This window comes from Kitasatospora sp. Ki12 (assembly GCF_054601375.1).
Map to the genome: position 1 here is coordinate 2,672,770 of NZ_BAAIHT010000002.1, position 25,759 is coordinate 2,698,528.

At 74.2% G+C, this 25,759-nt stretch carries 23 protein-coding genes and 1 tRNA gene; 8 read left to right on the forward strand and 16 right to left on the reverse strand.

What is annotated here, in order from left to right:
- The first annotated feature begins 39 nt into the window (after window positions 1-39).
- Window positions 40-1,020, forward strand: coding sequence for a magnesium and cobalt transport protein CorA (locus ACYP53_RS29425; RefSeq protein ID WP_459649617.1), 981 nt, complete (start codon window positions 40-42; stop codon window positions 1,018-1,020).
- An 80-nt stretch (window positions 1,021-1,100) separates the two neighbouring features.
- On the opposite strand, the gene ACYP53_RS29430 is transcribed toward ACYP53_RS29425, so the two are convergent.
- The gene (locus ACYP53_RS29430; protein ID WP_189921021.1) at window positions 1,101-2,147 is read right to left on the reverse strand and encodes an LLM class F420-dependent oxidoreductase; all 1,047 of its coding nucleotides are present in this window, start codon (window positions 2,145-2,147) and stop codon (window positions 1,101-1,103) included.
- Between the two features lie 310 nt (window positions 2,148-2,457).
- Between ACYP53_RS29430 and ACYP53_RS29435 the strand changes: the two genes are divergently transcribed.
- Together ACYP53_RS29435 and ACYP53_RS29440 are read left to right on the forward strand one after the other, a co-directional pair.
- The gene (locus ACYP53_RS29435) at window positions 2,458-3,438 is read left to right on the forward strand and encodes an aldo/keto reductase (RefSeq protein ID WP_459649618.1); all 981 of its coding nucleotides are present in this window, start codon (window positions 2,458-2,460) and stop codon (window positions 3,436-3,438) included.
- Between the two features lie 45 nt (window positions 3,439-3,483).
- Window positions 3,484-5,652, forward strand: coding sequence for a helix-hairpin-helix domain-containing protein (locus tag ACYP53_RS29440; RefSeq protein WP_459649619.1), 2,169 nt, complete (start codon window positions 3,484-3,486; stop codon window positions 5,650-5,652).
- 113 nt (window positions 5,653-5,765) lie between these two features.
- On the opposite strand, the gene ACYP53_RS29445 is transcribed toward ACYP53_RS29440, so the two are convergent.
- Window positions 5,766-6,371 carry a hypothetical protein gene (locus tag ACYP53_RS29445; RefSeq protein ID WP_189921027.1) on the reverse strand — a complete coding sequence of 202 codons (606 nt, stop codon included), beginning with the start codon at window positions 6,369-6,371 and terminating at the stop codon, window positions 5,766-5,768.
- A gap of 367 nt (window positions 6,372-6,738) precedes the next feature.
- Between ACYP53_RS29445 and ACYP53_RS29450 the strand changes: the two genes are divergently transcribed.
- Window positions 6,739-6,945 (forward strand): DUF5703 family protein, encoded by a 207-nt coding sequence (locus ACYP53_RS29450; RefSeq protein ID WP_268256616.1) that lies wholly within the window; start codon window positions 6,739-6,741, stop codon window positions 6,943-6,945.
- Between the two features lie 178 nt (window positions 6,946-7,123).
- Here the strand turns inward: ACYP53_RS29450 and ACYP53_RS29455 are convergent, their stop codons facing one another.
- From ACYP53_RS29455 to ACYP53_RS29465, 3 genes are all read right to left on the reverse strand, one after another.
- On the reverse strand, window positions 7,124-7,996 hold the full coding sequence (locus tag ACYP53_RS29455; RefSeq protein WP_459649620.1) for a chaplin: 873 nt from the start codon (window positions 7,994-7,996) through the stop codon (window positions 7,124-7,126).
- 341 nt (window positions 7,997-8,337) lie between these two features.
- The gene (locus ACYP53_RS29460) at window positions 8,338-8,583 is read right to left on the reverse strand and encodes a chaplin (RefSeq protein WP_189921030.1); all 246 of its coding nucleotides are present in this window, start codon (window positions 8,581-8,583) and stop codon (window positions 8,338-8,340) included.
- A gap of 247 nt (window positions 8,584-8,830) precedes the next feature.
- Window positions 8,831-10,162 carry a M20/M25/M40 family metallo-hydrolase gene (locus ACYP53_RS29465; RefSeq protein WP_459649621.1) on the reverse strand — a complete coding sequence of 444 codons (1,332 nt, stop codon included), beginning with the start codon at window positions 10,160-10,162 and terminating at the stop codon, window positions 8,831-8,833.
- A gap of 291 nt (window positions 10,163-10,453) precedes the next feature.
- On the opposite strand from ACYP53_RS29465, the gene ACYP53_RS29470 reads away from it, so the two are divergent.
- A tRNA-Leu gene (locus tag ACYP53_RS29470) sits at window positions 10,454-10,538 on the forward strand.
- Between the two features lie 57 nt (window positions 10,539-10,595).
- Here ACYP53_RS29470 and ACYP53_RS29475 read toward each other — a convergent pair.
- The 11 genes from ACYP53_RS29475 to ACYP53_RS29525 form a co-directional block, all read right to left on the reverse strand.
- Window positions 10,596-12,002, reverse strand: coding sequence for an FAD-binding oxidoreductase (locus ACYP53_RS29475; protein ID WP_459649622.1), 1,407 nt, complete (start codon window positions 12,000-12,002; stop codon window positions 10,596-10,598).
- Between the two features lie 63 nt (window positions 12,003-12,065).
- Window positions 12,066-12,302 (reverse strand): phosphopantetheine-binding protein, encoded by a 237-nt coding sequence (locus ACYP53_RS29480; RefSeq protein WP_189921036.1) that lies wholly within the window; start codon window positions 12,300-12,302, stop codon window positions 12,066-12,068.
- Between the two features lie 57 nt (window positions 12,303-12,359).
- Window positions 12,360-13,376, reverse strand: a complete 1,017-nt coding sequence (locus tag ACYP53_RS29485) for a beta-ketoacyl-ACP synthase III (RefSeq protein WP_459649623.1) — start codon at window positions 13,374-13,376, stop codon at window positions 12,360-12,362.
- Window positions 13,377-13,482: 106 nt separating this feature from the next.
- Entirely contained in the window at window positions 13,483-14,499 is a 1,017-nt protein-coding gene (locus tag ACYP53_RS29490; protein ID WP_459649624.1) for an AvrD family protein, read from the reverse strand.
- A 98-nt stretch (window positions 14,500-14,597) separates the two neighbouring features.
- On the reverse strand, window positions 14,598-15,968 hold the full coding sequence (locus ACYP53_RS29495; RefSeq protein WP_459649625.1) for a dihydrolipoamide acetyltransferase family protein: 1,371 nt from the start codon (window positions 15,966-15,968) through the stop codon (window positions 14,598-14,600).
- Between the two features lie 12 nt (window positions 15,969-15,980).
- Window positions 15,981-16,982, reverse strand: a complete 1,002-nt coding sequence (locus tag ACYP53_RS29500; RefSeq protein WP_189921044.1) for an alpha-ketoacid dehydrogenase subunit beta — start codon at window positions 16,980-16,982, stop codon at window positions 15,981-15,983.
- A gap of 1 nt (window position 16,983) precedes the next feature.
- The gene (gene pdhA / locus ACYP53_RS29505) at window positions 16,984-18,090 is read right to left on the reverse strand and encodes a pyruvate dehydrogenase (acetyl-transferring) E1 component subunit alpha (protein WP_189921046.1); all 1,107 of its coding nucleotides are present in this window, start codon (window positions 18,088-18,090) and stop codon (window positions 16,984-16,986) included.
- A gap of 448 nt (window positions 18,091-18,538) precedes the next feature.
- A complete protein-coding gene (locus tag ACYP53_RS29510; protein WP_459649626.1) occupies window positions 18,539-19,426 on the reverse strand; it encodes a thioesterase II family protein in 888 nt (295 codons plus the stop codon).
- Complete coding sequence (locus ACYP53_RS29515; protein WP_459649627.1) at window positions 19,407-20,564, reverse strand: winged helix-turn-helix transcriptional regulator; 1,158 nt, start codon at window positions 20,562-20,564, stop codon at window positions 19,407-19,409. Before ACYP53_RS29515 ends, ACYP53_RS29510 begins: the two co-directional genes overlap by 20 nt.
- Before the next feature lie 487 nt (window positions 20,565-21,051).
- Entirely contained in the window at window positions 21,052-21,738 is a 687-nt protein-coding gene (locus ACYP53_RS29520; protein WP_459649628.1) for an HAD family hydrolase, read from the reverse strand.
- Between the two features lie 23 nt (window positions 21,739-21,761).
- Window positions 21,762-22,511: a ScbR family autoregulator-binding transcription factor gene (locus ACYP53_RS29525; RefSeq protein ID WP_459649629.1), complete on the reverse strand. Its 750-nt coding sequence runs from the start codon at window positions 22,509-22,511 to the stop codon at window positions 21,762-21,764.
- A 161-nt stretch (window positions 22,512-22,672) separates the two neighbouring features.
- Here ACYP53_RS29525 and ACYP53_RS29530 point away from each other — a divergent pair, with 161 nt between their 5' ends.
- From ACYP53_RS29530 to ACYP53_RS29540, 3 genes are all read left to right on the forward strand, one after another.
- Window positions 22,673-23,659, forward strand: coding sequence for a ScbA/BarX family gamma-butyrolactone biosynthesis protein (locus ACYP53_RS29530; RefSeq protein ID WP_459649630.1), 987 nt, complete (start codon window positions 22,673-22,675; stop codon window positions 23,657-23,659).
- Window positions 23,656-24,837, forward strand: a complete 1,182-nt coding sequence (locus ACYP53_RS29535; RefSeq protein WP_459649631.1) for an acyl-CoA dehydrogenase family protein — start codon at window positions 23,656-23,658, stop codon at window positions 24,835-24,837. Before ACYP53_RS29530 ends, ACYP53_RS29535 begins: the two co-directional genes overlap by 4 nt.
- Window positions 24,838-24,995: 158 nt before the next feature.
- Window positions 24,996-25,586, forward strand: a complete 591-nt coding sequence (locus ACYP53_RS29540; RefSeq protein WP_189921057.1) for a TetR/AcrR family transcriptional regulator — start codon at window positions 24,996-24,998, stop codon at window positions 25,584-25,586.
- Window positions 25,587-25,759 lie beyond the last annotated feature (173 nt).

Consider the following 25,759-nt stretch of genomic DNA (forward strand, 5'->3'; position numbering starts at 1 on the left):
TCCGTGCCCGACGGCCGCGATCGGGTGACAATGGCCTGCATGATCGTCCACTGCGCCGCCTACAGCGACGGCCGCCGGATCGAGGCCCCCGACGACCTGGCCGGCGCGCTCGCCGCCGCCCGCGCGGCCGGTCCGGACGGCTTCGTCTGGATAGGCCTCTTCGAACCGACCGTCGAGGAACTCGACCACGTCGGCAAGGAGTTCGCGCTGCACCCGCTGGCCGTCGAGGACGCCGTCAGCGCCCACCAGCGCCCCAAGGTCGAGGCCTACCAGGGCTCGCTGTTCATCGCCCTGAAGACCCTCGGCTACGCCCCGGGCGCCCACGTCGTCACGGTCGGCGAGGTGATGGTCTTCCTCGGCCACGACTTCGTGATGACCGTCCGGCACGGCGAGGACTCCCCGCTCGGCGGCCTGCGGTCCCGGCTGGAGCAGGAGCCCGAACTGCTGCGCTACGGGCCCAGCTCGGTGCTGCACACGGTCGCCGACACCATCGTGGACGGCTACGTGGAGGTGGCCACCGGCCTCCAGGCCGACCTGGACGAGCTGGAGGCCGACATCTTCGCCCCCGGCCGGGTCGGCCGCGACACCGCCGGACGGATCTACGGCTACAAGCGCCAGGTGATGTCCGTACGCCGTGCCACCGGCCCGCTGCTGGAGCCGATGCTGACGCTGGAGCGCGGCGCCCGCTTCGTCCGCCCCGAGACGGCGCCCTACCTGCGGGACGTCGCCGACCACCTGGCCCGGGTGAACGACCAGGTGGACGGCATGGACCGGCTGCTGTCCGACATCCTCAGCGCCAACCTGGCGCAGGTCAGCGTCCAGCAGAACAACGACATGCGGAAGATCTCCGCCTGGGCGGCGCTGGCCGCCGTGCCGACGATGATCGCGGGCGTCTACGGGATGAACTTCGACGACATGCCCGAGCTGCACCAGCCCTGGGGCTACCCGGCGGTCCTGGTGCTGATGGCGGTGGTCTGCGTGGGCCTGCACCGGGTGTTCAAGCGGCACGACTGGCTGTAGGGCCCATGCTGCCCTGACAGCGCCTGTCGTGCCGCCCGCCGCCCGCCCCGGCGTCCGGTCACGCCGGTCCGCCAGTCCGGTCACGCCAGTCCGGCACGCTCCAGCGCCTCGACGCCCGTGCGCAGGGCGTGGATCCGCTCGTCCAGGGAGAACCCGGACGGAGCCAGCGTGAGCGTGGTGACGCCCGCGTCCGCGTAGGCCTGCATCCGGTCGGCGATCCGGGCCGTGTCGCCGATCAGCGAGGTGGCGTCGATCAGGTCGTGCGGGACGGCGGCCGCGGCGCCCGCGTAGTCCTTGGCCAGGTACTTCTCCTGGATCTCGTCGGCGGCCTGCTCGTAGCCCATCCGCCGGGTCAGCTGGTTGTAGAAGTTCTTCTCCTTGCTGCCCATGCCGCCGATGTAGAGCGCGGCGTACGAGCGCAGGCCGTCGACCCCGGCCTTGATGTCCTCGCCGACCGCCAGGTTCACGGTCGGGCAGAGGTCGAAGTCCTCCAGCGACTTCCCGGCCTTGGCGCGGCCGGCCGCCAGCGGGTCCAGGGACATCGCGGCGTGCTCGGGCGAGAAGAAGATGCCCAGCCAGCCGTCGGCGATCTCGCCGGTCAGCTCCAGGTTCTTCGGGCCGATCGCGGCGATGTACAGCGGGATCCGCTCGCGCACCGGGTGCACCGTGAGCTTGATCGGCTTGCCGGGCCCGCCGGGCAGCGGCAGCGTCCAGTGCGCGCCCTCGTGCACCAGGCGCTCGCGGGACATCGCCTTGCGGACGATCTCCACGTACTCGCGGGTGCGGGCCAGCGGCTTGTCGAACTTCACGCCGTACCAGCCCTCGGACACCTGCGGGCCGGAGACGCCCAGGCCGAGCCGGAACCGGCCGCCGGAGAGGGTGTCCAGGGTGGCGGCGGTCATCGCCGTCATGGCCGGGGTCCGGGCCGGGATCTGGAAGATGGCCGAGCCGACGTCGATCCGCTCGGTCTTCGCGGCGACGTAGCTGAGCACCGTCGCGGCGTCCGAACCGTACGCCTCCGCCGCCCAGCAGACGGCGTAACCGAGCCGGTCCGCCTCCTGGGCCACGGCGATGTTGTCGGCGTCCATGCCGAGTCCCCAGTAGCCGAGGTTGATCCCGAGTCGCATCTGCCGCACCTTCCAGTGGGTTGGGGGTCGGGCCGAGGGTAGCCGCGCCCGCGCCCGCCATGCTACTGACGAGTAGTGGTGGGCTGGGTCACATCCGGTCCGTTCCCGGTCCTCGCCCGGCCCCGGGCCGCCCCCACACTCTCGCCCCCACGCACTCGCCGCTCACCCGCCGTCGACGTCCTGCGGGTCTTCGCACCTGTGCGCGCCACCGGCCGCTACGCTCAGCCGACGTGGGGAGCACTCTCCCCACCTGCGCGTTCACAGGGCCGCCGGGGGCTCCCGGGGCCACGGCCAGTGGAGGGCCCGTCCGATGGAACAGCGTCACCTCGGCCGTACCGGACTGCAGGTCTCCCGGCTCGGCCTCGGCACCATGACCTGGGGCCGCGACACCGACGAGCACGAGGCCGCCGAGCAGCTCAAGGAGTTCGTCGACGCGGGCGGCAACCTGGTCGACACCGCCGACGTGTACGCCGACGGCGGCGCCGAGTACCTGATCTCCCGGCTCACCGACAACCTGATCCCGCGCTCCGAACTCGTCATCGCCACCAAGGCCGGCAGCGTCCCCGGCTCCGCCCGCCGCTTCGACGGCTCGCGCGGCCACCTGCTCGCCGCCCTCGACGCCTCGCTGCGCCGCCTCGGCACCGACTACGTCGACCTCTGGCAACTGCACGCTTTCGACCCGGCGACCCCGGTCGAGGAGACGCTCAGTGCCCTCGACATCGCCGTCTCCTCCGGGCGCGCCCGCTACGTCGGGGTCTGCGACTTCAGCGGCTGGCAGCTCGCCCGGGCCGCCACCTGGCAGCGCGCCCACCACGGGCGGGTCCCCCTGGCCGGGGCCCAGCTGGAGTACTCGCTGCTGCAGCGCGGGATCGAACGGGAGGCGCTCCCCGCCGCGCAGGACGCCGGGGCCGGGGTGCTGGCCGGCTCGCCGCTCGGCCGCGGGGTGCTCACCGGCAAGTACCGGCACGGCGTTCCGCAGGACTCCCGGGGGGCCTCGCCCTACCTGTCCGGGTTCGTCCAGCCGTACCTCGGGGACCGCTCCCGGCGGATCGTGGATGCCCTCGCCACCGCCGCCGACGGGCTCGCCAGCAGCCCGCTGGCGGTCGCCCTGGCCTGGGTCCGGGACCGGCCGGGGGTCGCGAGCGCACTGATCGGGGCACGGACGGTGGCACAGCTGCAGGCGGCACTGTCGGTGGAGGCGCTTACGCTTCCGGGTGAGATCCGCGGTGCGCTGGACGACATCTCGTCGCCGGTGCACCGCTACCCGGACCAGGGCTGGAGCGAGCTCTAGGTCCTGTCTTTCAAGCACGTGGAGTGACCTTTGGAGCGGACGACGATGACTGAGACGGGCGGCGGCGCTCCGGGGGACGCCGAGAAGGCGGCGAAGTTCGCGCAGCTGGCGGAGCAGATCCGGGGGATGGCGCCGTTCAAGTCGCCGGGCACGCCGCCGCCGGTCGAACTCCCGGAGCCGGAGGCCGCGGAGGCTCCCGAGGCCGACGGGACCGACGACACCCGGGAGGCCGTCGACCCCCAGGCGTCGGCCCAGGTGCCCACCCAGGCGGCCACCCCGGCCTCGCCCCGGTCGGCCGCATCCGCTCCCGCCAGGGCCGCCTCGCCCGCTCCGGCGGACGCCGACGCGCTGCGGGCCGTCGCCGAGGTGCTGGCCGCCGGCGGCGCCCCCGCCGACCTCGCGGCGCCCGCCGTGGCCGCCCTCGGTGGCGACGCCGCCGACCGCCTGCGCGAGGACCCGTGGGCGGTGCTGGGCCTGCCCGGCGTACGCCCCGAGCACGCGGACGGCTTCGCCCGCGGGCTGCTCGGCGCCGAGGCCCGGCCCGAGGACCCTCGCCGCGCCCACGCCCTGGTGCTCTGGCTGCTGGCCCAGGCGTCCCTGCGCGGGGACTCGGCCCTGGAGCTCAACGAGGTGGCGGCCGGGCTCGGCCGGCTCCGCGTGCCCGACCCGGCCGCCGCGATCGGGGCCGCCGTGGAGGACGGGCAGGTCCTGCCCTTCCAGGAGGCACTGACCGGCGCCGACGGGCGCGGCGTGCAGAGCGAGGACGAGGAGGAGCCGCCGACCCGGACCCTGCTCGCGCTGGAGGGGCTGGCGATGGCGGAGGACAGCCTCGCCGAGAAGCTGCTCCAGCTGATGGCCACCTTCGTCCCGGGCGAGGACCCGGCCCCGGGCGAGGCCGGGCCCGCGGATGCCGACGCGACGGACGACGCCGCGGACGGCGACGCGGAGAGCAGCGCGGAGCGCGACGCGGAGGAGCCCGAGTCCGCCGCCATCCCCGCCGCCCCGGTCGCCCCCGGCCAGGCCGCCTGGGAGGCCGCCGCCGAGGCCGCAGCGTCCTCCTCCTCGACGGCCCTGATCCGTGCCGTCGCCGACAGCGCCCTGGTGCTGCACACCGGCGGCGAGGCGGCCCGCGCCGAACCGGCCGCGCTGGTCACCGCCGCCCGGGGGCTCGGGCTGCGCGCCTGGGCCGCCACCTGGACCGACCAGGGCCGGGACTCCTTCGCCGCACTCGTCGAGGGCGGGACGGCCGGGGCGGACACCCCCGTGGCCACCCTCGCCGAGCTGCTCTCCGGCGCCGCCGGCCCCGGCCGCGCCCCGGACGGCACGCTCGCCCTGGACCTGCTGGTCGTCCTGGACGCGCCGCTGCTGGACGTCGACCTGGCCGCGACCGTCCTGGAGTCGCTCGCCGACGGCACCCGGCTGGTGCTCAGCGGCGACCCGGGCCAGCTCTGGTCGGCCGGTCCCGGCCGGTTCTTCGCCGACCTGCTGGCCGCCAAGGTCTGCCCGGCGGTCGCCTCCCGCACCCCGGACTTCGGCCCGATCGGCGAGCTGGTCTCCGGCGTCGGCATCGGCGAGCTCCAGCCGGTCGAGGCGCCGGACAAGGAGGTGGTCATCCTGACCGCCAAGGACGCCGGCGAGGCCGTCCACCGCGCCATCCAGCTGCTCACCGATTCCATCCCGCGCGCCCTCGGCATCCCGGCCGAGCAGGTGGTGCTGCTCACCCCGGGCCACGGCGGCGTGGCGGGCACCCGGGCGCTGAACGCCGCCGCCAAGGCGCGGCTCAACCCCGGCCCGGGCCGGTTCGGCGGCTTCGACCCGGGCGACCGGGTGGTCGACTCCCCGGCGCCCGGCGTGACCCACCCGGCCCGGGTGCTGGACGGCGACGCCACCGGTCTGCACCTGGAGTACGCGGACGGCTCCCGCCGGACGGTCCGGCCCGCCGAGGCCGCCCGGCTGCGGCACGGCTGGGCGCTGACGGTCCACCAGGCGCTGGGCCGCCGCTGGCCGGGCGCGGTGGTGGTGCTCCCGGAGGACGCCGCTCCCGGGCTCACCCGGCAGTGGGTCTACACCGCCTTCGGGCGCGGTGAGCGGCACCTGTCCGTTGTCCACGCGGCGGGTCCGGCGCTCGTCCAGGCCGTCACCGAGCGCCCGGCGCAGCCACGTACCACCCGACTGCGGGCGGTCCTGGCCGAGAACGCCGCCTCGGCGTACTGAGGCACTGAGTCGGCTGACGACGGGCGGGCGGCGGACCGCCGACGGACCGCGAACGCGCGACGGGCGGGCCCCCGGCCAGGGGCCCGCCCGTCGTCCGTCCCGGACGCCGTCCGTCAGTCGTCCGGGTCCTCGTCGTCGTAGACCTCGCTCACGTCGAAGCGGCAGATCAGCAGCTGCGGATCGGCGTGTTCGAAGGGCTCGGGCAGCCACTCCCCCGGCTCGGTCGGCTCGGCCGCCGCGACCCAGAGCGTCGAGTCCGCCTCCTCCAGGCCGAACTCCTCGCTGCGGGCGGCGATCTCGTCCGGCTCGTACTCGCCGAACAGCACGCCGATCGCGGCGTTGACCCCGCTCGCGCCGGCGCCGCCCGGGGTCAGCGACTCGTCCAGGCGCTCGGCCTGGGCGCGCAGCCGCTCGGGGTCGACGACGTGGTAGTCGCGGCGGATCAACACGCTGATCGCCTCGGGCTGTTCGGGGCCGTGGTACCCGCCGGGCCCTTCGTCCCCGGGGATCTCGAAGGGCGTGACCTCGTCGTAGGCCTCGTACAGGAGCTGGTCGTAGGCGATGGCCGCCGTCGCGAGCTGCTCGTAGGCGGCGGACACGTCGGGATCATCGGTTGCGTTGGGGCTTGACACCGCTTCCAGATGACGGTCGATGGCGGCCTTGACCGCCTCAGCGGCGGCGCGTACCTCGGCAATGGTGGGCTGCGCGGCATCAGACATGGTGCAGACGCTATCTCCCCGCGGTGTCGGTACGCACAGCGGTTGTCACCTACACCCGCGATTTCACCGCAACTTCCGCCCTGATGTCCGATCTGCGTGGGAACGTCCCCCTGCGGTACCGGCGTGGAACCCGCGCAGAGGGCGCGCGGCGGGGCCGCCGGGGCCGTTCGGGCACCGCTTCGCGCGCCGGGATCGGGGTATCCCCTCCACAGGAGCAACAGAACTGATCCACTGTCAGTCGGCGGCCCTGGTCGCGACCCTCCCGGGGTGCCGTTCCCGTGCGGGAGGACGGCCGGAAATACCCGGGCCGACTGTCCGGGGCAGGCCGTAGGCTTGCCCGTAGGTGATCCCCAGGAGGAGCGTCTTGATCCCACGCAAACCGGTCCGGCAGCCGGAGTACGAGTACCAGTCGCTGCGCATGCCGCGCGGCACCTCGCGCAACGCGGCCCGCCAACTGCTCACCGAGCACGCCGAGTACGGGCACTGGGAGCTCGACCGGCTGAGGCTGTTCCCCGACGGCAGCCGGACCGTCCGGCTCAAGCGGAGGATCATCCGCCAGGTCCGGAACTGGTGACGGGCGGCCCGCTCCCCGTCGAGCGGGCACCGGCGCCACACCTGTCGTACGCGGCCTTCCGGCACACGGCCTTCACGGACCCGCGGCCGCCCGTTCCTCGGGCGGCCGCGGGTCCGTCGTTTCCCCGGCGGGGGCGCGCGGCCGCGGGTGGGGGCACCCGGGCCGCCGGCCTACCCGGTCAGCGGGCCCCGGCGCGGGCGCGGCGGTAGAGCACGCCGCCGCCGAGCAGCAGCGCCAGCCCGGCCGCGCCGAGCAGCTCGACGCCGCCGGCGCCGGTCGAGGCCAGCTGGCTGCCGACGGGGGCACCCTGAGCGGTGGCGCCCGGCGCGGCGGCGGCCGGGGCCGAGGTACGGGCGGCGGCCGGGACGACCGCCGGGGCGCTCGGGCCGCCGTTGACGGTGGGCGCGGCCGGGCTCGCGGTGGACGGGCCGCCGTTGCGCGGGTTGCCCGGGGCGTTCTCGCCGCCGGTCTGCGGCGGGGTCGGGTGGCTGCTCTCGGGGCAGTCGTCGCCCGGCTTCGGCTTCGGGGCCGGGGCGGGGTGCGCCACGGTGCCGCACTCGTTGCCGAAGGCCGGGTTGCCGACGCCGACCACGTTGACGGAGTTGCCGCAGGCGTTGACCGGGATGTGCACGGGGGCCTGGATGCTGTTGCCGGAGGCGACGCCGGGCGAGCCCGCGGCGGTGCCGGAGGCGGAGGAGCCCGCGGCGGTGGTGCCCCGGTTCCCGCCGGTGCCGGAGCTTGCGGTGCCGCCGCCGGTCTGACCGGAGTGGCCGGCCTGACCGCCCTGGGGCGCCGCGTGGCGACCGCCGCCGGCGTTGGCGCACCGGTTGCCGAACGACGGGTTCAGCGCGCCGATCACGTCGACGGTGTTCCCGCAGGCGTTGATCGGCACCTCGACCGGCACCTGCACCGAGTTGCCCGAGGCGACACCCGGCGACCCGATGGCACCCCCCTGTGCCTCGGCGCCCGCGTAGGCGTAGCCGGCGGTCGAGGCCAGCACGCCGCCGGCGGCCACGGCCGTGAGGATCCCCTTCTTGGCTACATTCCTCATGTTTTCCCCTGACGTTTCGAGACGAGATGTCGACGTTGACATGAACCTTATGAAAGTCGGAATTTTGATATATCCGTAAATCACGCAAGGTCTTCGGCTGCACAGGAGTTAACGAGAAGCCAACGGCGAGGTTGGGCCGAACGCGGCAGCTTCACCCGATCGAGCGATCGTGTCGTGCCTTTTGTATCCGGCGGGTTTATCCGCCCGGCCGACCCGTCCGGCTCACCCGCTCCGCACACGTGTCCGGCGCTCCGGACGCGCGAATGCCCCCGGTGCGGCGCGTCCGCCGCCCGGGGGCCGGGTCGAGTCCTCTCAACGGGCCTCAGCAGCCCGGGGTCGACTCAGAAGTTGGCGCAGTGGTTGCCGAACGCCGGGTTCAGCACACCGATCACGCTGACGGTGTTGCCACAGGCGTTCACCGGGATGTGCACCGGGACCTGGACCAGGTTGCCGGACACGATGCCCGGGGAACCGGCGGCCACACCCTCGGCACCGGCACCGCCGTGAGCGGATGCCACGCCGGCGGCGGCGAGAACCAGACCACCGGTGGCGGCGGCGACGGCGGCGATCTTCTTGACCTTCATCATTCCTCCTGTATGGACAACGCAACCCGTTCGGCGGGCTACACAGGAATGAACGACGCTGCGGCAAACGGGGTACGGAACAGATTTGCCATTCACCCGCAACGGTGATGACTCGCACACATGATCAGCCTGGATTTCCAGGGAGAATCGTTTCTGTTGATCGCCCTGAGCCCATCCCACAATCATCAGCTCCGACAATGCGGTCGGCCCGCCCCCGGCACCCCGGGAGCGGGCCGACCCAGTCGCCTGATCAGCAGGCGTCGATGAACCGGTCCAGCACCCGGACGCCGAACTTCAGGCCGTCCACCGGCACCCGCTCGTCCACGCCGTGGAACATCCCGGCGAAGTCCAGCTCCGGCGGCAGCTGCAGCGGGGCGAAGCCGAAGCAGCGGATCCCCAGGTCCTGGAAGGACTTGGCGTCCGTCCCGCCGGACAGGCAGTACGGCACCGCGCGGGCGATCGGGTCCTCGGCCCGCAGCGCCGTCTGCATCGCCTCGACCAGCGCCCCGTCGAAGCCGGTCTCGATCGCCTTGTCCGAGTGCAGGCTCTCGCGCTTCACGCGCGGGCCGAGCACGCTGTCCAGCTCGGCCAGGAACTCCTCCTCGTAGCCGGGCAGGAAGCGGCCGTCCACGTGCGCGGTGGCCTGACCGGGGATCACGTTCACCTTGTACCCGGCGCCGAGCATGGTCGGCTGGGCGGTGTTGCGCAGCGTGGTGCCGATCATCTTGGCGATGCCGCCGAGGACGCGCAGCGTCTCGTCCATGTTCTCCGGGTCCAGCTCGACCCCGAGCGCGTCCGACAGCTCGTCCAGGAAGGCCCGGACGGTCTTGGTGATCCGCAGCGGGAACTGGTGCCGGCCGAGCCGGGCGACCGCCTCGCACAGCTCCGTGATCGCGTTGTCGTCGTTCTCCATCGAACCGTGCCCCGCCCGGCCCTCGACCGTCAGGCGCATCCAGTGCATGCCCTTCTCGGCCGTCTCCACCAGGTAGAGGCGGACCTGGTCGTTGACCGTGAAGGAGAAGCCGCCGACCTCGCCGATCGCCTCGGTCACGCCCTCGAACAGCCCCGGGTGCTTGTCCACCAGGTAGCGCGCGCCGTACGTGCCGCCGGCCTCCTCGTCGGCGAGGAAGGCCAGCACGATGTCGCGCGGGGGCTTGCGCCCGGTACGCAGCCGGTCCCGGACGACCGCCAGGGTCATCGCGTCCATGTCCTTCATGTCGACCGCGCCACGGCCCCAGACGCAGCCGTCGGCGATCTCGCCGCCGAACGGGTCGTACGTCCAGTCCGCGGCGTTGGCCGGCACCACGTCGGTGTGGCCGTGGATCAGCAGGCCCGGGCGGGAGCGGTCCTCGCCCTCGATCCGCACCACCGTCGAGGCCCGGCCCTTGGCCGACTCGAAGATCTGCGGCTCCAGCCCGAACTCGGCGAGCTGCTCGGCCACGAACTCGGCCGCCTTGCGCTCGCCCGGGCCGGAGCCGTCACCGTAGTTGCTGGTGTCGATCCGGATCAGATCGCGACAGATCCCGGCGACCTCCGACTCAGCCGTCACCTTCGGCGCCGCCGACTCGCTCCGCTCGCTCACGGTCACTCCTCGTCTTTGGCCCGCACCGACGCACCAGCGCGCCACCCCCGGGACCTGCACCCGGGCCGTACGAGCACGTCCGTCCATCCTCCCCCAGCCCCCGACCCGGATCCAGCCCCCGCACGCTCCCGAAACCCGCTGGTCACGCCCCCGCCACACGTCGGCCCTTGCTCCCGCCACCCGCGCCGCACCCCGGCCGGAAACCGTTTTGGGAGCCCAAGCCGATCTTTGCTACAGTTACATCTGTCAGCGCGACGGACGAGAGATCGGAAGCCGCGAGGACGACACCTAGTCCGGGTGGCGGAATGGCAGACGCGCTAGCTTGAGGTGCTAGTGCCCTTTATCGGGCGTGGGGGTTCAAGTCCCCCCTCGGACACCGGCAGGAACCCCAGATTCGTCTGGGGTTCTTTTCGTTTCCGGGGTTCCTTCCGGCTCAGGCCCGGGCGGGCTCGGCGGGCTTGGCGGGCTTGATGTTCTGGTTGACCCGGAAGACGTTGTTGGGGTCGTACTTCGCCTTCAGCTCGGAGAGCCGGCGGTAGTGGTCCTCGCCGTAGGCGGACAGGATGCGGCGCTCGCCCTCGTCGACCAGTTCGTTGACGTAGACGCCGCCCGAGGTGAACCGCTGCAGGGTGTCGTAGACCGAGCGGCACCAGTCGGTGTTGGCGCGGTCGTCCTTTTCCTCGGTCCAGCCGCCGAGCAGGGTGACCAGGAAGCCGGGGTCGCGGTGCGGGAAGGCGGTGGCCTCCGGGGCAACCCGGGCGACCTGGCCGCCGAGGAGCATCAGGCCGATCTGGGACAGCTCCGACTTCCGGCTCCGGTAGCCCTCGATCAGGGTGGCGAGGGCCTCCTCGGTCACGGTGTCGACCATGAAGGAGCGGGTGTAATAGCGGCGGTGGTGGGCCATGTCCGCGTCGGCCAGCTGCTGGACCTTCGGGTACGGGAGGGTCTCGGTGGTCCGCAGCACCGGCTCGGGGCCGAACGCGGCCAGGGCGTCGATCAGCGCGTCGGTGTCCTCGGCCGGCGCGGTGTCGACGTAGCGGACGGCGATGCCGGTCGAGCCGTCCTCCAGGTCGAAGAACCCGGCGGCCAGGGCCAGCCGGTCCGGGGCGGCGGCGGCGAAGGCGGACAGGCCGCGGGCCACCGCCGCGTGGTCGGCGGCGCGGTAGGCCACGACGCCGGTGCGGCAGGCGCCCTGCGGGTGCAGCCGGTACTCGAAGGAGGTGACGATGCCGAAGTTGCCGCCACCGCCGCGGATCGCCCAGAACAGGTCGGCGTCGTCCTCCGCGCTCGCCCGCCGTACCTCGCCGTCGGCCAGCACGACGTCCGCCGCGACCAGGTTGTCCACGGTGAGCCCCTGGGCCCGGCACAGCCAGCCGATCCCGCCGCCGACCGTCAGCCCGGCGATGCCGGTGTGGGACACCTGGCCGCCGGTGACGGCGAGCCCGAACCGGTAGGTCTCGTCGTCGAGTTCGGCGAGCAGCAGGCCCGGCTCGCAGATCGCGACGCCGCGCTGCAGGTCGACCCGGATGCCCTTCAGCCGGCTCAGGTCGACGACCAGGCCGTCGTCGATGGTCGAGTGCCCGGGGTAGCTGTGGCCGCCGCTGCGCACGGCCAGCAGGATGTCGTGCTCGGTGGCGAAGCGGACCGCGTCGACCACGTCGGCGGCGCCCGCGCAGCGCACGATCAGGCCCGGGCGGCGGTTGAAGTAGCCGTTCCACACCAGCCGCGCCTGGGCGTACCCCTCGTCGTCCTGGGCGAACACCTCGCCGCGGACCGCGGCGCGGAGGGCGTCGATGTGGGCCTGCTCGACGGGCTGTCCCGAGCGGTTCTTCAGCGTCATCGGTGACTCCTGTTGATCGGAAAAGTCGGAGGGGTGTCGGAAGGGGCGGGGTGAGGGCGGGAGTCAGACCGCGGCGGTGCGGGCGGAGATCAGGGCGGCGAGGCCCGCCACGCTGCCCGCCTCGGCCATCTCGTCCTCGGGGACGCGGGCCCCGAACTCGCGCTCCAGGATCACCGACAGCTCCAGCAGCACGAGGGAGTCGAGGTCGAGGTCGGAGAAGGCGGTGGTGGCGGTGAGCTCGCCGTCCAGGGAGAACTTGTCCTGCAGGATGGTCAGGATGCGCTCGGTGATGCGGTCCATCGTCGGTCCTTTCACACAGCTCGGGAGGGAGGTAGCAGGGGAAGGGGAAGGCCCGGATCAGGCGGTCTCGATGCCGGTCACCTTGATGTCGGGCCAGCTGAGGGCGACCGAGCCCCAGCTCAGGCCACCGCCGAACGCGGTCAGCAGGATCTTCTGGCCGGGCTCCAGCCGGCCCTCGGCGGCCGCGTCGGTGAGGGCGAGCGGGATCGAGGCGGCCGAGGTGTTCCCGACCTTGTCGAGGTGGACCACCACCTGGTCGCGCGGCACGTCCATCACGTCGGCCACGGTGTGCAGGATGCGGACGTTCGCCTGGTGGCCGACGAACCAGTCGAGGTCCTCGGCGGTCCAGCCGATCCGCTTCAGCAGCGTCTCCGAGGAGCCCGCCATCCGTGAGACCGCGTGCGTGAAGATCTCCTTCCCGCGCATGGCGAGGTAGTTGTCCTCCTCGCGCAGCGGCGCCCGCTCGGAGCGCTGCCGGGACCCGCCCGCGGGCAGGAAGGCCAGGTCGCGGTTGGCACCGTCGCTGCCGAGGTCGAAGCCGGTCAGGGCGCCCGGCTCGGTGGCGTCCCCGGCGCGCAGCACCGCCGCGCCGGCGCCGTCGCCGAAGATGATCGCGGTGGCCCGGTCCCCCGGGTCCAGCCGGGTCGACCAGATGTCCGCGCCGATCACCAGGACGCGTTCGGCGAACCCGGCGGCGATCGCGCCCGCCGCGGAGTGGAGGCCGTAGATGAAGCCGGCGCAGGCGGCCGACAGGTCGAAGCCGGGCACCCCGGCGAGTCCCAGTGCGGCCGCGACCTCCGGGGCGGTCGCGGGCATCGGCCGGTTGGGCGTGCTCGTCGCCAGGATCACCTGGTCGACGGTGTCGACCCCGGCGGACTCCAGCGCCCGCCGGCCGGCGACCACGGCGAGGTCGCCGGTGGCGGTGCCGGGGGCGGCCCAGTAGCGGCGGCTGATGCCCGTCCTGGTCCGGATCCACTCGTCGCTGGTGTCGACCAGCCGGGAGATCTCCTCGTTGTCCACGGCCCGCTCCGGCACCATGGCGCCGAGGCCGGCGAGGACGGCGGCCCGGCTCATGACCGGCCTCCGGGGGTGGCGCGGCGGAGTCGATCGGTCATGTTCGGGGTCCTTTCCACGGTCGGCGTCCGAAGGAGGTGGTGGGGGGCAGCGGGAGGCGGCGTCGTCACGGCAGCCGGTGGGCGGCCGAGCAGCGGACCGACATGTGGCGGAAGCCGCCGACGATGTCGACCAGCCGCCAGGTCTCGCCGTCGCGCGAGGTGAGCAGTTCGGCATCGTCGAGGCGCACGGTGAGCCGGTCGGGCACGGTGACCGGCTGCCGCGGGTCGCCGATGTCGAGCACGGTCTGCCGCATCCAGAGGGTGTTGCTCTCCGAGCGCGGGACGCCGTCGATCTCGTAGAGCAGGATCTGGCCGAGCTGGATGGCCGCGACGAAGACGTCGAGGATCGAGGTCGCCCGGTGGCTGTAGCCCTCCAGCCCGCGCACCGGGAGGTCCTGGTCCGACCGGAACCGGGAACTGACCGTGGCGGCGGCCGAGTTCGCCGGGAAGTCGACCGAGAGTCCTTCGATCACCTGGTACTTGCTCCGGTGCGCCGCCCCGTACGGGCGCAGCGCGGCGCTGCCGAGCAGTTCGTCGGGGTCGGCGTACGAGCCGGGCTCGGTGCGGGCGGCGCCGGCCGGGTGCTCGATCTCCAGGCGTGCCCGCAGGGCGCCGACCTGGCAGTCGACGGCGGACACCCGTCGGCTCGGGTCGGGGCTCGCGCCGGGGAGTTCGGTGACGGTCGCCGCCACCGGGAACTCGTCGAGTTCCTCCTCCACCGGGCTGGTGCCGGCCTTCATCCGGACCCGGCGCAGCCGCGCGGTGCCGCGCTGCTCGGCGTCCAGGCCCAGGACGTGGGCGAGGTGGACCTCGGCGGCTTCGCCGGCCAGCAGCAGGACGTCGATGCTGCTGAGGTGCGGGCGCTGGTTGTGCTTGCCCTTCTTCGACCAGTCGTCCGGGTAGCGGACGGAGGCGAGGGCGCGGACGGAGCCGGTGCCGTCCGGGCCGCCGCTGACCCGGATGTCCGTCAGTCGCTGGTGGGCGCGCTTGTAGCCCTCACCGAAGAAACGTTTCTCTCCCGGCCCCAGGTAGTCGTCGACGGTGACGCGACGGGGGCGGGTCTGCGCTGCGGTGTCAGTCATGGCTTCCCTCGGAGAGTCGGCCGGGCCGGTACGGCCGGGCCCGGGTTCGACGGGCCCGGTCCGGCCGGGCTCGGAGTCGACTGGGCCCGGTCGTCCGGCTAGGCCCAGGTGAGCAGGCGCTTCGGGTGTTCCAGGACGGCGGCGGTGTCGGCCAGCACCTTCGACCCCAGCTCACCGTCGACCAGCCGGTGGTCGAAGGAGAGCGCCAGGGTGGTGACCTGCCGGGGCCGGACCTCGCCCTTGTGGACCCACGGCCGCTCCCGGACGGCGCCGAAGGCGAGGATCGCCGACTCGCCGGGGTTGAGGATCGGCGTCCCGGTGTCCACCCCGAAGACGCCGATGTTGGTGAGGGTCACCGTGCCGCCCGCCAGCGCGGCCGGGGTCGTCCTGCCCTCGCGGGCCGTGGTGACCAACTCCCCCAGCGCTCGGGCGAGTCGCGGCAGCGTCAGACTGCCCGCGTCCTTGACGTTGGGAACGAGCAGACCGCGCTCGGTGGCGGCGGCGATGCCCAGGTTGATGCGGTCCGTCCGGACGATCTCCTGGTTCTCCTCGTCCCAGCGGGCGTTCACCTCCGGGTGCCGCCGGATCGCGAGCAGGAACGCCCTGGCCACCAGCAGCAGCGGGCTCACCCGCAGGCCGGCCAGCTCCGGGTCCTGCTTCAGCTCCCGGACCAGGGTCATGGTGCGGGTCACGTCCACGGTGACGAACTCGGTGACGTGCGGGGCGGTGAAGGCGCTCGCGACCATCGCCCGGGCGGTGGCCCGGCGCACGCCCTTCACCGGGATGCGGGTCTCGCCCCCGCTCGGGGAGGGTGCGACGGCCACGGGGGGTGCGGGGGCCGGGGCGACGGCCACCGGGGGTGCGGGGACGGGAGCGGGCGGTGCGTCGTGGGCCGCGTGCACGTCCGCCCTGGTCACCACGCCGTCGGCGCCGGTGGGGACGACCGCGGCCAGGTCCACGCCGAGGTCCTTGGCCAGTTTGCGGACGGGCGGCTTGGCGGCGGGCCGCTCGGTGCGCGCGGCCGGAGCGGGCGGGGCGGCCGGTGCCGCCGGGGTGGGCGCCGGCGTCCCGTTCCGCCGGCGGGGCCGGTGGCCGGACCGCCCGGGAGCCGCGCCGTAGCCGACCAGGACCGGCTGCCGGGCCTCGGGCGCCTCGGCGTCCGGGGTTCCGGCCGCGGGCGCACCGGGGCCGTCGGGGCCCTCCGGGCCGTCCGCCCCGGTGTCGACGGAGATGATGACGGCGCCCACCGCGACCGTCGTCCCCGCCTCGACGTGGATCCGGTGCACCACGCCGTCGTACGGGATCGGCAGTTCGACGCTGGCCTTGGCCGTCTCCACCTCGCAGACGACCTGGCCGTCCGTCACCCGGTCGCCCTGCCGGACGTGCCAGGTGAGGATCTCCGCGTCCACGAGCCCCTCGCCCACATCGGGCAGGGGGAACTCGCGGACGCGTTGCGCGGTTGTGGTCACGGTTCCTCTCCTCTAGTACGCCAGGGCGCGGTCGACGGCGTCCAGGACGCGGTCCACGTCCGGCAGGTACGACTCCTCGAAGGCGGCCGGCGGGTACGGCATGTGGTAGCCGCCGACCCGCAGGACCGGCGCCTCCAGGTGGTGGAAGCACCGCTCGGTGATCCGGCCCGCGATCTCGGCGCCGGCGCCGAAGAACACCGGCGCCTCGTGCACGACCACCAGCCGCCCGGTGCGCCGCACCGAGGCCTCGATGGTGTCGAAGTCCATCGGGGACACCGAGCGCAGGTCGACCACCTCCAGGCTGTCGCCGTCCTCGGCGGCGACCGCCGCCGCCTCCAGGCAGGTCGCCACGGTCGGCCCGTAGCCGAGCAGCGTCAGGTCCCGGCCGGGCCGGACCACCCGGGCGGCGTGCAGGGGCAGTTCGGCGGCGGGCGGCACCGGGGCGCGGTCGTAGTAGCGGCGCTTGGGCTCGAAGTAGACGACCGGGTCGTTCCCGGCGATGGCCTGCCGGAGCATCCAGTGCGCGTCGGCCGCGTTGGACGGCGAGACCACCTTCACTCCCCCGACGTGGGCGAACAGCGCCTCGGGGGACTCGCTGTGGTGCTCGACCGCGCCGATGCCGCCGCCGTACGGGATGCGGATGACCACCGGCAGGGTGAGCCGGCCGTTCGAGCGGGCGTGCAGCTTCGCCAGCTGGGTGACGATCTGGTCGAAGGCGGGGAAGACGAAGCCGTCGAACTGGATCTCCACCACCGGTCGGTAGCCCCGCAAGGCCAGGCCGATCGCGGTGCCGACGATGCCGGACTCGGCCAGCGGGGTGTCGATCACCCGGCCGTCGCCGAAGTCCTTCTGCAGGCCGTCGGTCACCCGGAAGACGCCGCCGAGCCTGCCGACGTCCTCGCCCATCACCAGGACCTTGGGGTCCTCCTCCAGCGCGGCGCGCAGGGCCGAGTTGACCGCCTGGGCGAGGGTGCGGGCGGGCCCTGCGGCCGGATCGCGGTTCGTCGCCACCATCTCAGACCCCTTCCGCGGTCGCGAGGGCGGCGGTGTAGGCCGCGAACTGCGCGGCCTCCTCCGCCACCAGGGCGTGGCCGTCCGCGTAGACGTGGCCGAACATCGCCTCCGCCGGGGGCGCGGCCATCGACCGGACGGCCGCGCGGACGGCCCGGGCCGCCTCCTCGCTCTCCCGGTCGACCCGGGCGAGGTACTCCTCGTCCGCCCGGCCGTCGGCCAGCAGGTGCGCCCGGAGGCGGGTGATCGGGTCCTTCAGCTCCCAGGCGCGCACCTCCTCGGCGTCGCGGTAGCGGGAGGGGTCGTCGGAGGTGGTGTGGGCGCCCATGCGGTAGGTGAACGCCTCGATCAGCGTCGGGCCCTGCCCGCTGCGGGCGCGCCGCAGTGCCTGCCGGGTGACGGCCAGACAGGCCAGCACGTCGTTGCCGTCCACCAGGATCCCGGGGAAGCCGAAGCCGGCCGCCCGCCGGTGGATCGGCACCCGGCTCTGCTTCTCGGTGGGCTCGGAGATCGCCCACTGGTTGTTCTGGCAGAAGAAGACGACCGGGGCGTCGTTGAGGGCGGCGAAGTTGAAGGCCTCGCTGACGTCGCCCTGGCTGGTCGCGCCGTCGCCGAAGTACACGATGACGGCGGTGTCGGCGCCGTCCTTGGCAACGCCCATCGCGTAGCCGGTGGCGTGCAGCGTCTGGGCGCCGATGACGAGGGTGTAGAGGTGGAAGTTGTGCTCCCTCGGGTCCCAGCCGCCGTTGGTGGTGCCCCGGAACAGTGCGAAGAGGTCGAGGGGGTCGACCTGCCGGGCGAGCGCCACGCCGTGGTCGCGGTAGCTGGGGAAGACGTGGTCCTCGTCGTCGAGCGCCAGGGCGGAGCCGATCTGGGCCGCCTCCTGGCCGAGCAGCGAGGGCCAGAGGGCGAGTTCGCCCTGGCGCTGGAGCAGCACCCCCTCGGCGTCGATCCGGCGGGCGCGGACCATGGACTCGTAGAGGCCGAGGAGTTGATCGTCCGTCAGATCGAGCGGGTAGTCGGGGTGGTGCTTCCGCTCGCCGTCCGGGGTGAGCAGTTGGACGGCGTCGGCCGGGGTGTGCGCGTGCGGCATGGCGACCTCCTTCCTCATGGGTGGGGCATGACGGGCGGGGCGTGACGGGCCGTGCGTGACGGTGCGGGGCGTGACGGGCGGCGTCGGGCGGACCGGGCGGAAGGGCCTCGGTGCCGACGGCGCGGGCACGGGGAGAGCGGCTCGCCCGGAACGGTGCCGGGCGGCGGTGCGGGACGGGAGGCACGGCCGGCGGCTGGCTTCTCGCCCCGACCCCCTCGGCATCCGAACTCCCGTTGTTTCCCGTGGAGTTCGACCCGGTACGGAGAACTCTGCCCGCCGCCCACGCCGTCACGCAAGCAGTGGATTCCACTCGGTGGAAAACACCCGCGCCGGGTGGGGGAGCCGCTTCCGAGGCGCATACCGGGACCGCCCCGGAACCCTGCTCGGAACCCAGCCCGGAATGCCCCCCGGATCACGCCCGGAACGCACCCGGGACGCACCCGGCTTTCCCGCCGGAAAGGCTCGTTCAGACCGCGGCCAAGGGCGCGATCAGGCCGCCGAGACGGCCGAAGAAGGCGTCCTTGGATTCCCTCGGAAAGAAATGCCCGCCCGGGACCGGGTGCAACGCGAAACCCCCGTCGGCGTGTTCGGCCCAGGCGGCCGCGTCCGCGGCCGAGACCAGCGGGTCGTCCCGCCCGGCGAACACCTCGACCGGGCACGGCAGCGGCCGGTGCGTGAAGCCCTCGGAATCGCCCGCGCAGAGGCCGATCTCCGCCCGCACCAGGGCGATCCGCTCGCTCAGCCAGCTGGTGTCCGCGCGCAGGGCGGCCGGGAGCGAGCCGAAGTCGACGAGCCAGGAGACGAGTTCGGCGTCGGTGAGCCGCGTCGCCCGGCGCAGCGGGTGCGGCAGGTGGGGCGCCGGGTAGGCACCGACCAGCAGCCGCTCGGGCAGCCTGCGCCCGTGCTCGGCCCTGCGGCGGGTGAGCCGGTAGGCGAGCAGGGCGCCCATGCTGTGCCCGTACAGGAGGTAGGGCCGTTCCAGGAGCGGGCCGAGGTCGCGTTCCAGTTCGGCGACGAGCCGGGGCAGCCCCTGCCGGCAGTGGCCGCCGGCCGGGTCCCGCCCGGGGATACGGACCGGGACGAGGTTCACCCGCTCCCCCAGCGCCCGCTGCCAGCCGGAGAAGAACGCCGTACTGCCGCCGGCCGGGTGCAGCCCGAGCAGGGTGACCGGGCCGCCGTCCGCTCCCCCGCCCGCGCCCTCGTCGAAGCCGCCCTCGTCGAAACCGCCACCCGGGCCGCCGACCGGGGCGAGCGGCTGTGCGACTGCGGACCGTCCCTGGTTGCACGCCCCGGCCGGGGGCGGTGCGCCGCCGGCCGGGCGGCGGCGCACCGGGTCAGACGGCTGCCGGAACACCGGCCCTCCCCACCGTGCTCTGCGGGGCCGACGGCCGCTCGGCACCGAGATCGGCGCCGGGACCAGGGCCCGGGCCAGGGCCAGGGCCGGGACCTAGGTCGAGGTCCGGCTCCGGCCGGGCGGTCTCCACCTGGTGCGCGAACTCCCGCCAGGCCGCCGCGCATTCGAGCGCGAGCTGGGAGACCCGGCCGGCGCAGTGCGGCGGGATGCTGCGCGCCAGCTGGTCGCGCTGATCGGCCGGGAGGAGGCTGCTGGTGAGCATCCGCAGCAGATGGCGGCCGCTCTCGGTGAGCCGGAGCGCCGGGTCGCTCATCAGCCGTTCCATGACGCGGGCGAGGTCCTGGCCGGGCTGCTGCGGGCCGGGGCCGGTGCGCCGGCCGCCGGCGGCCTGGCCCGGCGGGGACGCGGGGCGGGTCTGGGAGGCGGGCCGGGCCGTGCGGCGCCCGGTGGGCACCGGGTCCTCGCCGCGCCGCAGCCGCTCCCGGACGTCGCGGACCGTCCCCGGGGAGATGCCCGCCTCGTCGGCGATCGCGCGCAGCGACGCCCGGGGGTTGGCGCTGATCAGTTCGACGGCGCGCCGCCGGCCCAGCGTGCCGTCCAGCGGCCGGACCCGCCCGTCCCGGCCGACCCGGGCCGCGGCGTGCGGGATGGTGCCGCTCTCGCTGCGCCGCAGCTCGCGCACCGCCTTGGTGGAGAGCCCGGCGACGGAGGCGACCATCCGGTCCGACCACTCGGGGTGCGAGGTGAGGATCCGCCTGGCGGCGCCCGTGCGGTCGTCCCGGGACAGCGGGAGGCCGTGGCGGGTGTTGCTCTGGACGGAGAGGACGAAGGCGTCGCGTTCGGAGCCTTCGAAGAAGCGGGCGGGGATGACGGACCGGCCCCGGGCGGCGGCCACCCGCAGCCGGTGCATGCCGTCGATCACCCGCATGCTGGGGCGGTGGACGATGATCGGCGGGAGGTCCCGGTCGAGTTCGGCCAACGCCCTGAGGTGCTCCGGGTCCTCTCCGCCGGTGCGCGGCGAGTCGGCGGGCAGCAGTGCCGCGACCGGGACCGGCACCACCTCGGACAGGGCCGGCGCCCACTCCTGGGACGGCGGCGGTCCGGGTTCCGGGGCCACCGGGCCGGGCTCCCGGGTCACGGCACCGGCCTCCCGGGCCACCGAACCGGCTACCTGGCCGGTCGCCGGACTGGCCACCGGACCGGCCGCCGGGGACGGTAAACCGGGCCGGGACGTGAAGGGCGGTTCGGCGCTGTCGCTGACGGTCTCTTTCTTCACGGCGAGTCCTCTGGCGTGCGTCGCGGGAGGGCGGTCGGACGGGCGGTGCGTCGTACCGGCACCACCCGCCTTGGGGAAGTACCGCCCCGTTTTCCCTGGGTCTGCTGGGTCGTCTCCTCGTCGAGACAGGCCAAAGGCGCACCGGCGCGGGCCGCCGAGGACCCGGCCGGCCGACGACGCCCGTGGGGGCGGGTTCGTCGGCACGGACCTCCGGGTGGCTCCACGACGGCCGCTGCCGAATGCTCCATCGTGATCGTGACACACGAACATACCTCTGGGAAGGTATTTTAACGAGCGCGTAACGTACGGCAGCAATACCGTCACACGACGGCCACCGCGCCCACCCGTTTCAGCCTCCGGCGGGGGCGCCGTCGAGCAGCAACAGCCGGGCACCGGGTAGCAGTTCGGCCAGCCCCGGGTCGCCGACGACCACCGGGTGCCCGACCTCGGTGAGCATCGGCAGGTCGGAGGCGTGGTCCCCGTAGCCGTAGCAGTCCGCCGGATCGACCTGCGGGTGGGCCTCGTACAGGGCGCGCACGGCCCGGCGCTTCTCCTCCCCGATGACCGGCTCGCCGACGAGCCCGCCGGTGAGCACTCCCCCGCGCACCTCGGGGCGGCTGCACACCAGGTGCGCCGCGCCGATGTCCGCCGCGATGGGGTCGAGGATCGCCGGGAACGAGCCGGAGACCAGCACGATCGCACCGCCCGCCGCCCGATGGTCCGTCAGGGCGTCCCGGACGGCGGCGATGTAGAAGTCCGGCTCCGCGGCCCGTTCGGCGAACCACGCGCGGCCGGCCGCGGCGACGGACTCGGCCGGCTCCCCGGCCCATTCCCGGTAGTACGCGCGGTTGTTCTCCTCGCGCGGGCTCCCGGCGGCGGCCCGGGCGGTCAGCTCCTCCCGCACCCGACGGCCGCGCCGGACGCCCTCGCTGCCGTACCGGGCGCCGAGGTAGTGGTCGAGGAAGTCGAACATGCTCTTGCAGTCGATCAGCGTCTCGTCGACGTCGCTGAACGCCAGACGGGTGGGCAGGGCCACGGGGGGCTCCTCGGGGGCTCGGGTCACCTGGGGGTGACGCTTCGGGCGGTACGGGTGCCGGCCGCGGCGCGGCCACCCGCCGGGCCACGGGTGCCGGTCGTGCCGCGGGTGGCGGCCGGCCGGGCGCGCAGCGCCGGGAACAGGGTGTCCCGGACCTCGCGCCAGCGTTCCGCGAAGTCGGCGCGGGCGTACAGGTTGTCGGAGATGTGCTGGGACCCGAAGAAGGCCGCGACGGCCACCCGGGCGGCCACGTCCGGGTCCACGTGCTCCGCCAACTGCCCCTGCGCGGCGGCCTCGCGCAGCAGCATCGAGATCAGGTTCGTCCAGTCCACGTACGGCAGCGGGAGCTCGACGTCGATGGCGGCGCGCTCGTTCTGCAGCCGGGTGCCGGCCTGCATGATCGGGTCCTCGAGGAACGCGGTGGTGGCCGCGTTGAACATCTCGATCACCGTGTCCAGCGGGGAGAGGCCCTTGCCCCGCACCGCCTCCAGCGTCACCGGCCAGCGCGAGTACAGCTCCTCGACCACGGCGACAGCCAGTGCCTGCTTGTTGGGGAAGTGGAAGTAGACCGCGCCCTTGGTCATGGCGACCTCGTCGGCCACGTCCTTGATGCCGGTCCGTTCGTAACCGCGCTCGGCGAAGATCCGCGCGGCGCAGTGCAGGATCTGCTCCCTGGTGCGCTCGGCGCGCTCCTGGCGCAGGAACGGCCCGGTCGCGCCGGTGCGCAGCGCCGGCCACAGCGGCTCGGTGGCGGCGCTCTTGCTCTGGCTCACTGTTCTCTGTTCCTCTCTCGCATCCCGTCGATCCTGGCTATATACCTTCTCCCAGGTATATTTTCGGGCCGTGATCAACGGCCACCTGGGGGGTGACCCGCGTCCGGAGCGGGGTGGCACCACCTTAGGGAACGGCTCACCGACGGGGAGACGTGCTCGTAATGTCCAGCATCACCGCATCGCCAAGGTACCTGCCGACGACCGCGCCGGCGGCGCGCGACCGCCGGCTCTCGTTCCGCCACCGGCTGCCGGCCGCCGCCGTCCACAAGACCGCGCCGGCGGAGGTCCTGCTCACCGACGCCGCCCGGACGGGGGACGACCGGTTCCGGGTCGCCGCCGTCTGGCACCGCCACCGCTTCCTGCACCACGGCGGGGCGGGCCTGCCGGTCGACCCGCTGCTGCTGGTCGAGACGGTCCGCCAGGCGCTGATCCACCTGTCCCACCGCTTCCACGGCGTTCCGCAGGGCCACCCGTTCGTCCTCGACTCCCTCGACCTCGAACTGACCCGGGCCGGTTCGACGCACCGGCCCGCCGGACCGCAGCAGGTCCTGCTCGACGCCGTCCACACCCGGACGCTGACCACCCCGCACCGCACCGGCCTCGCGCTGGACGCCGTGGTGTCCGTCGACGGCGTGCCGCTCGGCCGGGGCGGCTTCCGCTGGGAGGTCCGGCACCCCGAGTTCTACGCCCTGGTGCGCGACCGCGCCCGGCGGACGGCGGCCCGGCCGACCGGCCCGTCCGCCGGGGAGTCCTGGCGGCTCGCCCCCTGGGTGGCGGGCTACCCGGACGACCGGCACGTGCTGCTCGCCCGCGGCCCGCAGGGCGCGCCCGGCGAGTTCCTGCTCGCCCCCGCCCCCGACCACCCGGTGCTCTTCGACCACCCCTCCGACCACGTGCCGGGCATGGTGCTGCTGGAGGCGTTCCGGCAGGCCGCCCACGCCACCGGCGCTCCGCAGGACCCGGCCCGGATCCGGGCCGCCTTCACCGCGTTCGGGGAGCCGGACGTGCCGGTGACCGTCACCGCGCGCCCCGGTCCGGCGGCGGGGACCACGGAGGTCACCGCCGTCCAGGGCGGCACGCCCCTCGCCTCGGCCCTGCTCGGGTACGAGCCGGTGGACGACCCGACGGCCCGCCGGGACGCCCGGTGAGCGGGTCCACCGCCGAGAACCGCGCCGCCGAGATCCGCGCCGCCGAGGACCCCGCCGCCGAGCCCACGGCCGCGGAGCTCCCCGCCGGGGCCGTCGACCGGCTGGTCCGGGCGGCCGAGCGCGACCTGCCCGCCCTGGAGGAGCGGCGCCGGCTCGGCGCGGAGACGATGGCCGGGATCACCGCCGCCGGGTTCCTCCGGCACTTCGTGGCACGGGAGTTCGGCGGCACCGCGGGGACCTTCTCCGCGCTGCTCGACGCCTCGGCGACGGTGGGGCGGACCTGTCCGTCCACCGCCTGGTGCGCCACCCTGTTCGCCGCGCACGGGCGGCTCGCCTCCTACCTCCCGGCGGAGGGCCGGAAGGCGCTGTGGGGCCACTCCCCCGACGTGCCGATCGCCACGGCCATCATGCCCCCGCGCGGGCGGGCCGTCCCGGTGCCGGGCGGCTGGCTGCTCAGCGGCCGTTGGGACACCGCCAGCGGCGTGGACCACGCCGACTGGCTGCTGCTGGCGAGCCGCACCGGAGCGCCGGACCGCCCCGAGCACCGGATCCTCGCCGTGCCCAGGGCCGACTGGACCGTCCTGGACTCCTGGCGCAGCCTGGGCATGCGCGGGACGGGCAGCCACGCGGTGGAGGTGGCGGAGGCCTTCGTCCCCGAGCGGCTCTCCTTCACCATGGCCGATCTGGCGCACCCGGTGGCGACGGACGCGGCCCGCTGCCACCGGGTCCCGGTGCAGCTGGCCGGCACGCTGATGTTCGCGGCGCCGGTGGCGGGTGCGGCGCAGGGCGCGCTGGACGCCTGGCGCGCCGCCGCGGTCACCCCGCGGCCGGTCCGCAGCGCGGCCTCCGACCAGGCGTTGAGCGAGAGTTCGGCGCAGATCGCGGCGGCCCGGCTGCTGCTGGAACGGGCCGCCCGGCGCGCCGACCACGATGAGGTGACACCGTTGCTGGTCGCCGAGAACCGGCGGGACGCCGTCACGGCCGTACGCTGGTGCGCCGCCGCGGTCGACCGCCTCTTCCACGCCGCCGGCTCGCACGTCCACCGCGACGGCTCCCCCTTCCAACGCTACTGGCGGGACATCACCACCGCGGCCACCCACGGCGCGCTGGGGCCGGCGGCGGCGGCCGCCGAGTACGCGGACACCGTGCTCGGCCCGCCCGCCCCGGACGGACGGTGAGCCCCGCCGACGGTCGTTGACGGTCCGTCATCACTGGCCGTCCGTCGGGCGGGTGACCCGCCGGACGGCCGACCGGGCCCCCGGGGTCCGCTACCCTCGACAACAAACCTTCGCATAGGTAGGTTTCTAGGGGTGAACAGAGTGACGAGGTTGCCACGGTGGTGAAACAGGCCCGGGCATGGCTGACCCGTGAACGCGTACTGGACGCCGCGGCCGAGGAGTTCGCCGTCCACGGCTTCACGGCCACCAAGGTCGAGGCCGTGGTGGCCCGGACGGGCATGACGAAGGGTGCGCTCTACGCGCACTTCGGCTCCAAGCACCAGCTCGCCTCCGCGCTGGTCGACGAGAGCGTCGAACACTGGAAGCGGCTCCGGGACGCTCCCCCCGCCGAACTCCCCCGCCCGTCGCCGGGAGCCGCGCTCACCGAACTCATCGGCCGGATGCGCGGACAGTTCGAGACCAACGTCCGCTTCCGGGCCGCCCTCCGGCTCGCCGCCGATTGCGACCGCTGCGAGGGCGACCCGGACGGCCTCTTCGGCGACATCCGCCGGGAGATGGTGACGAGCGTGCGCAGAGCCCAGGAGGAACGGGAGATCACGCCGTCCTACCCGGCGGAATCCCTCGCCTACCTGATCCTGGTCGTCCTGTACGGCTTCTCCTACATGCCGGCCTGGGACGACACCCACGGCGTGCCGGTCGAGCCCGACGACGCCTGGCACGTGCTGCGCACCGCCCTCCGACTCGGCTGACCACCGGCGACTCCCCTTCCCCCGGCCGCGCTCGGGTCTGTCCGCGACCGAGCCGATCCGAGCGGGCACCGGCCGTGTGCAACTGCGGACCGGGCATCAGTCGCACAGCCATCCAGCCGTACAGTCACTCGTCCGCTTACGCCGCCATTCCTCTTCGGGCGCGGAATCGGACG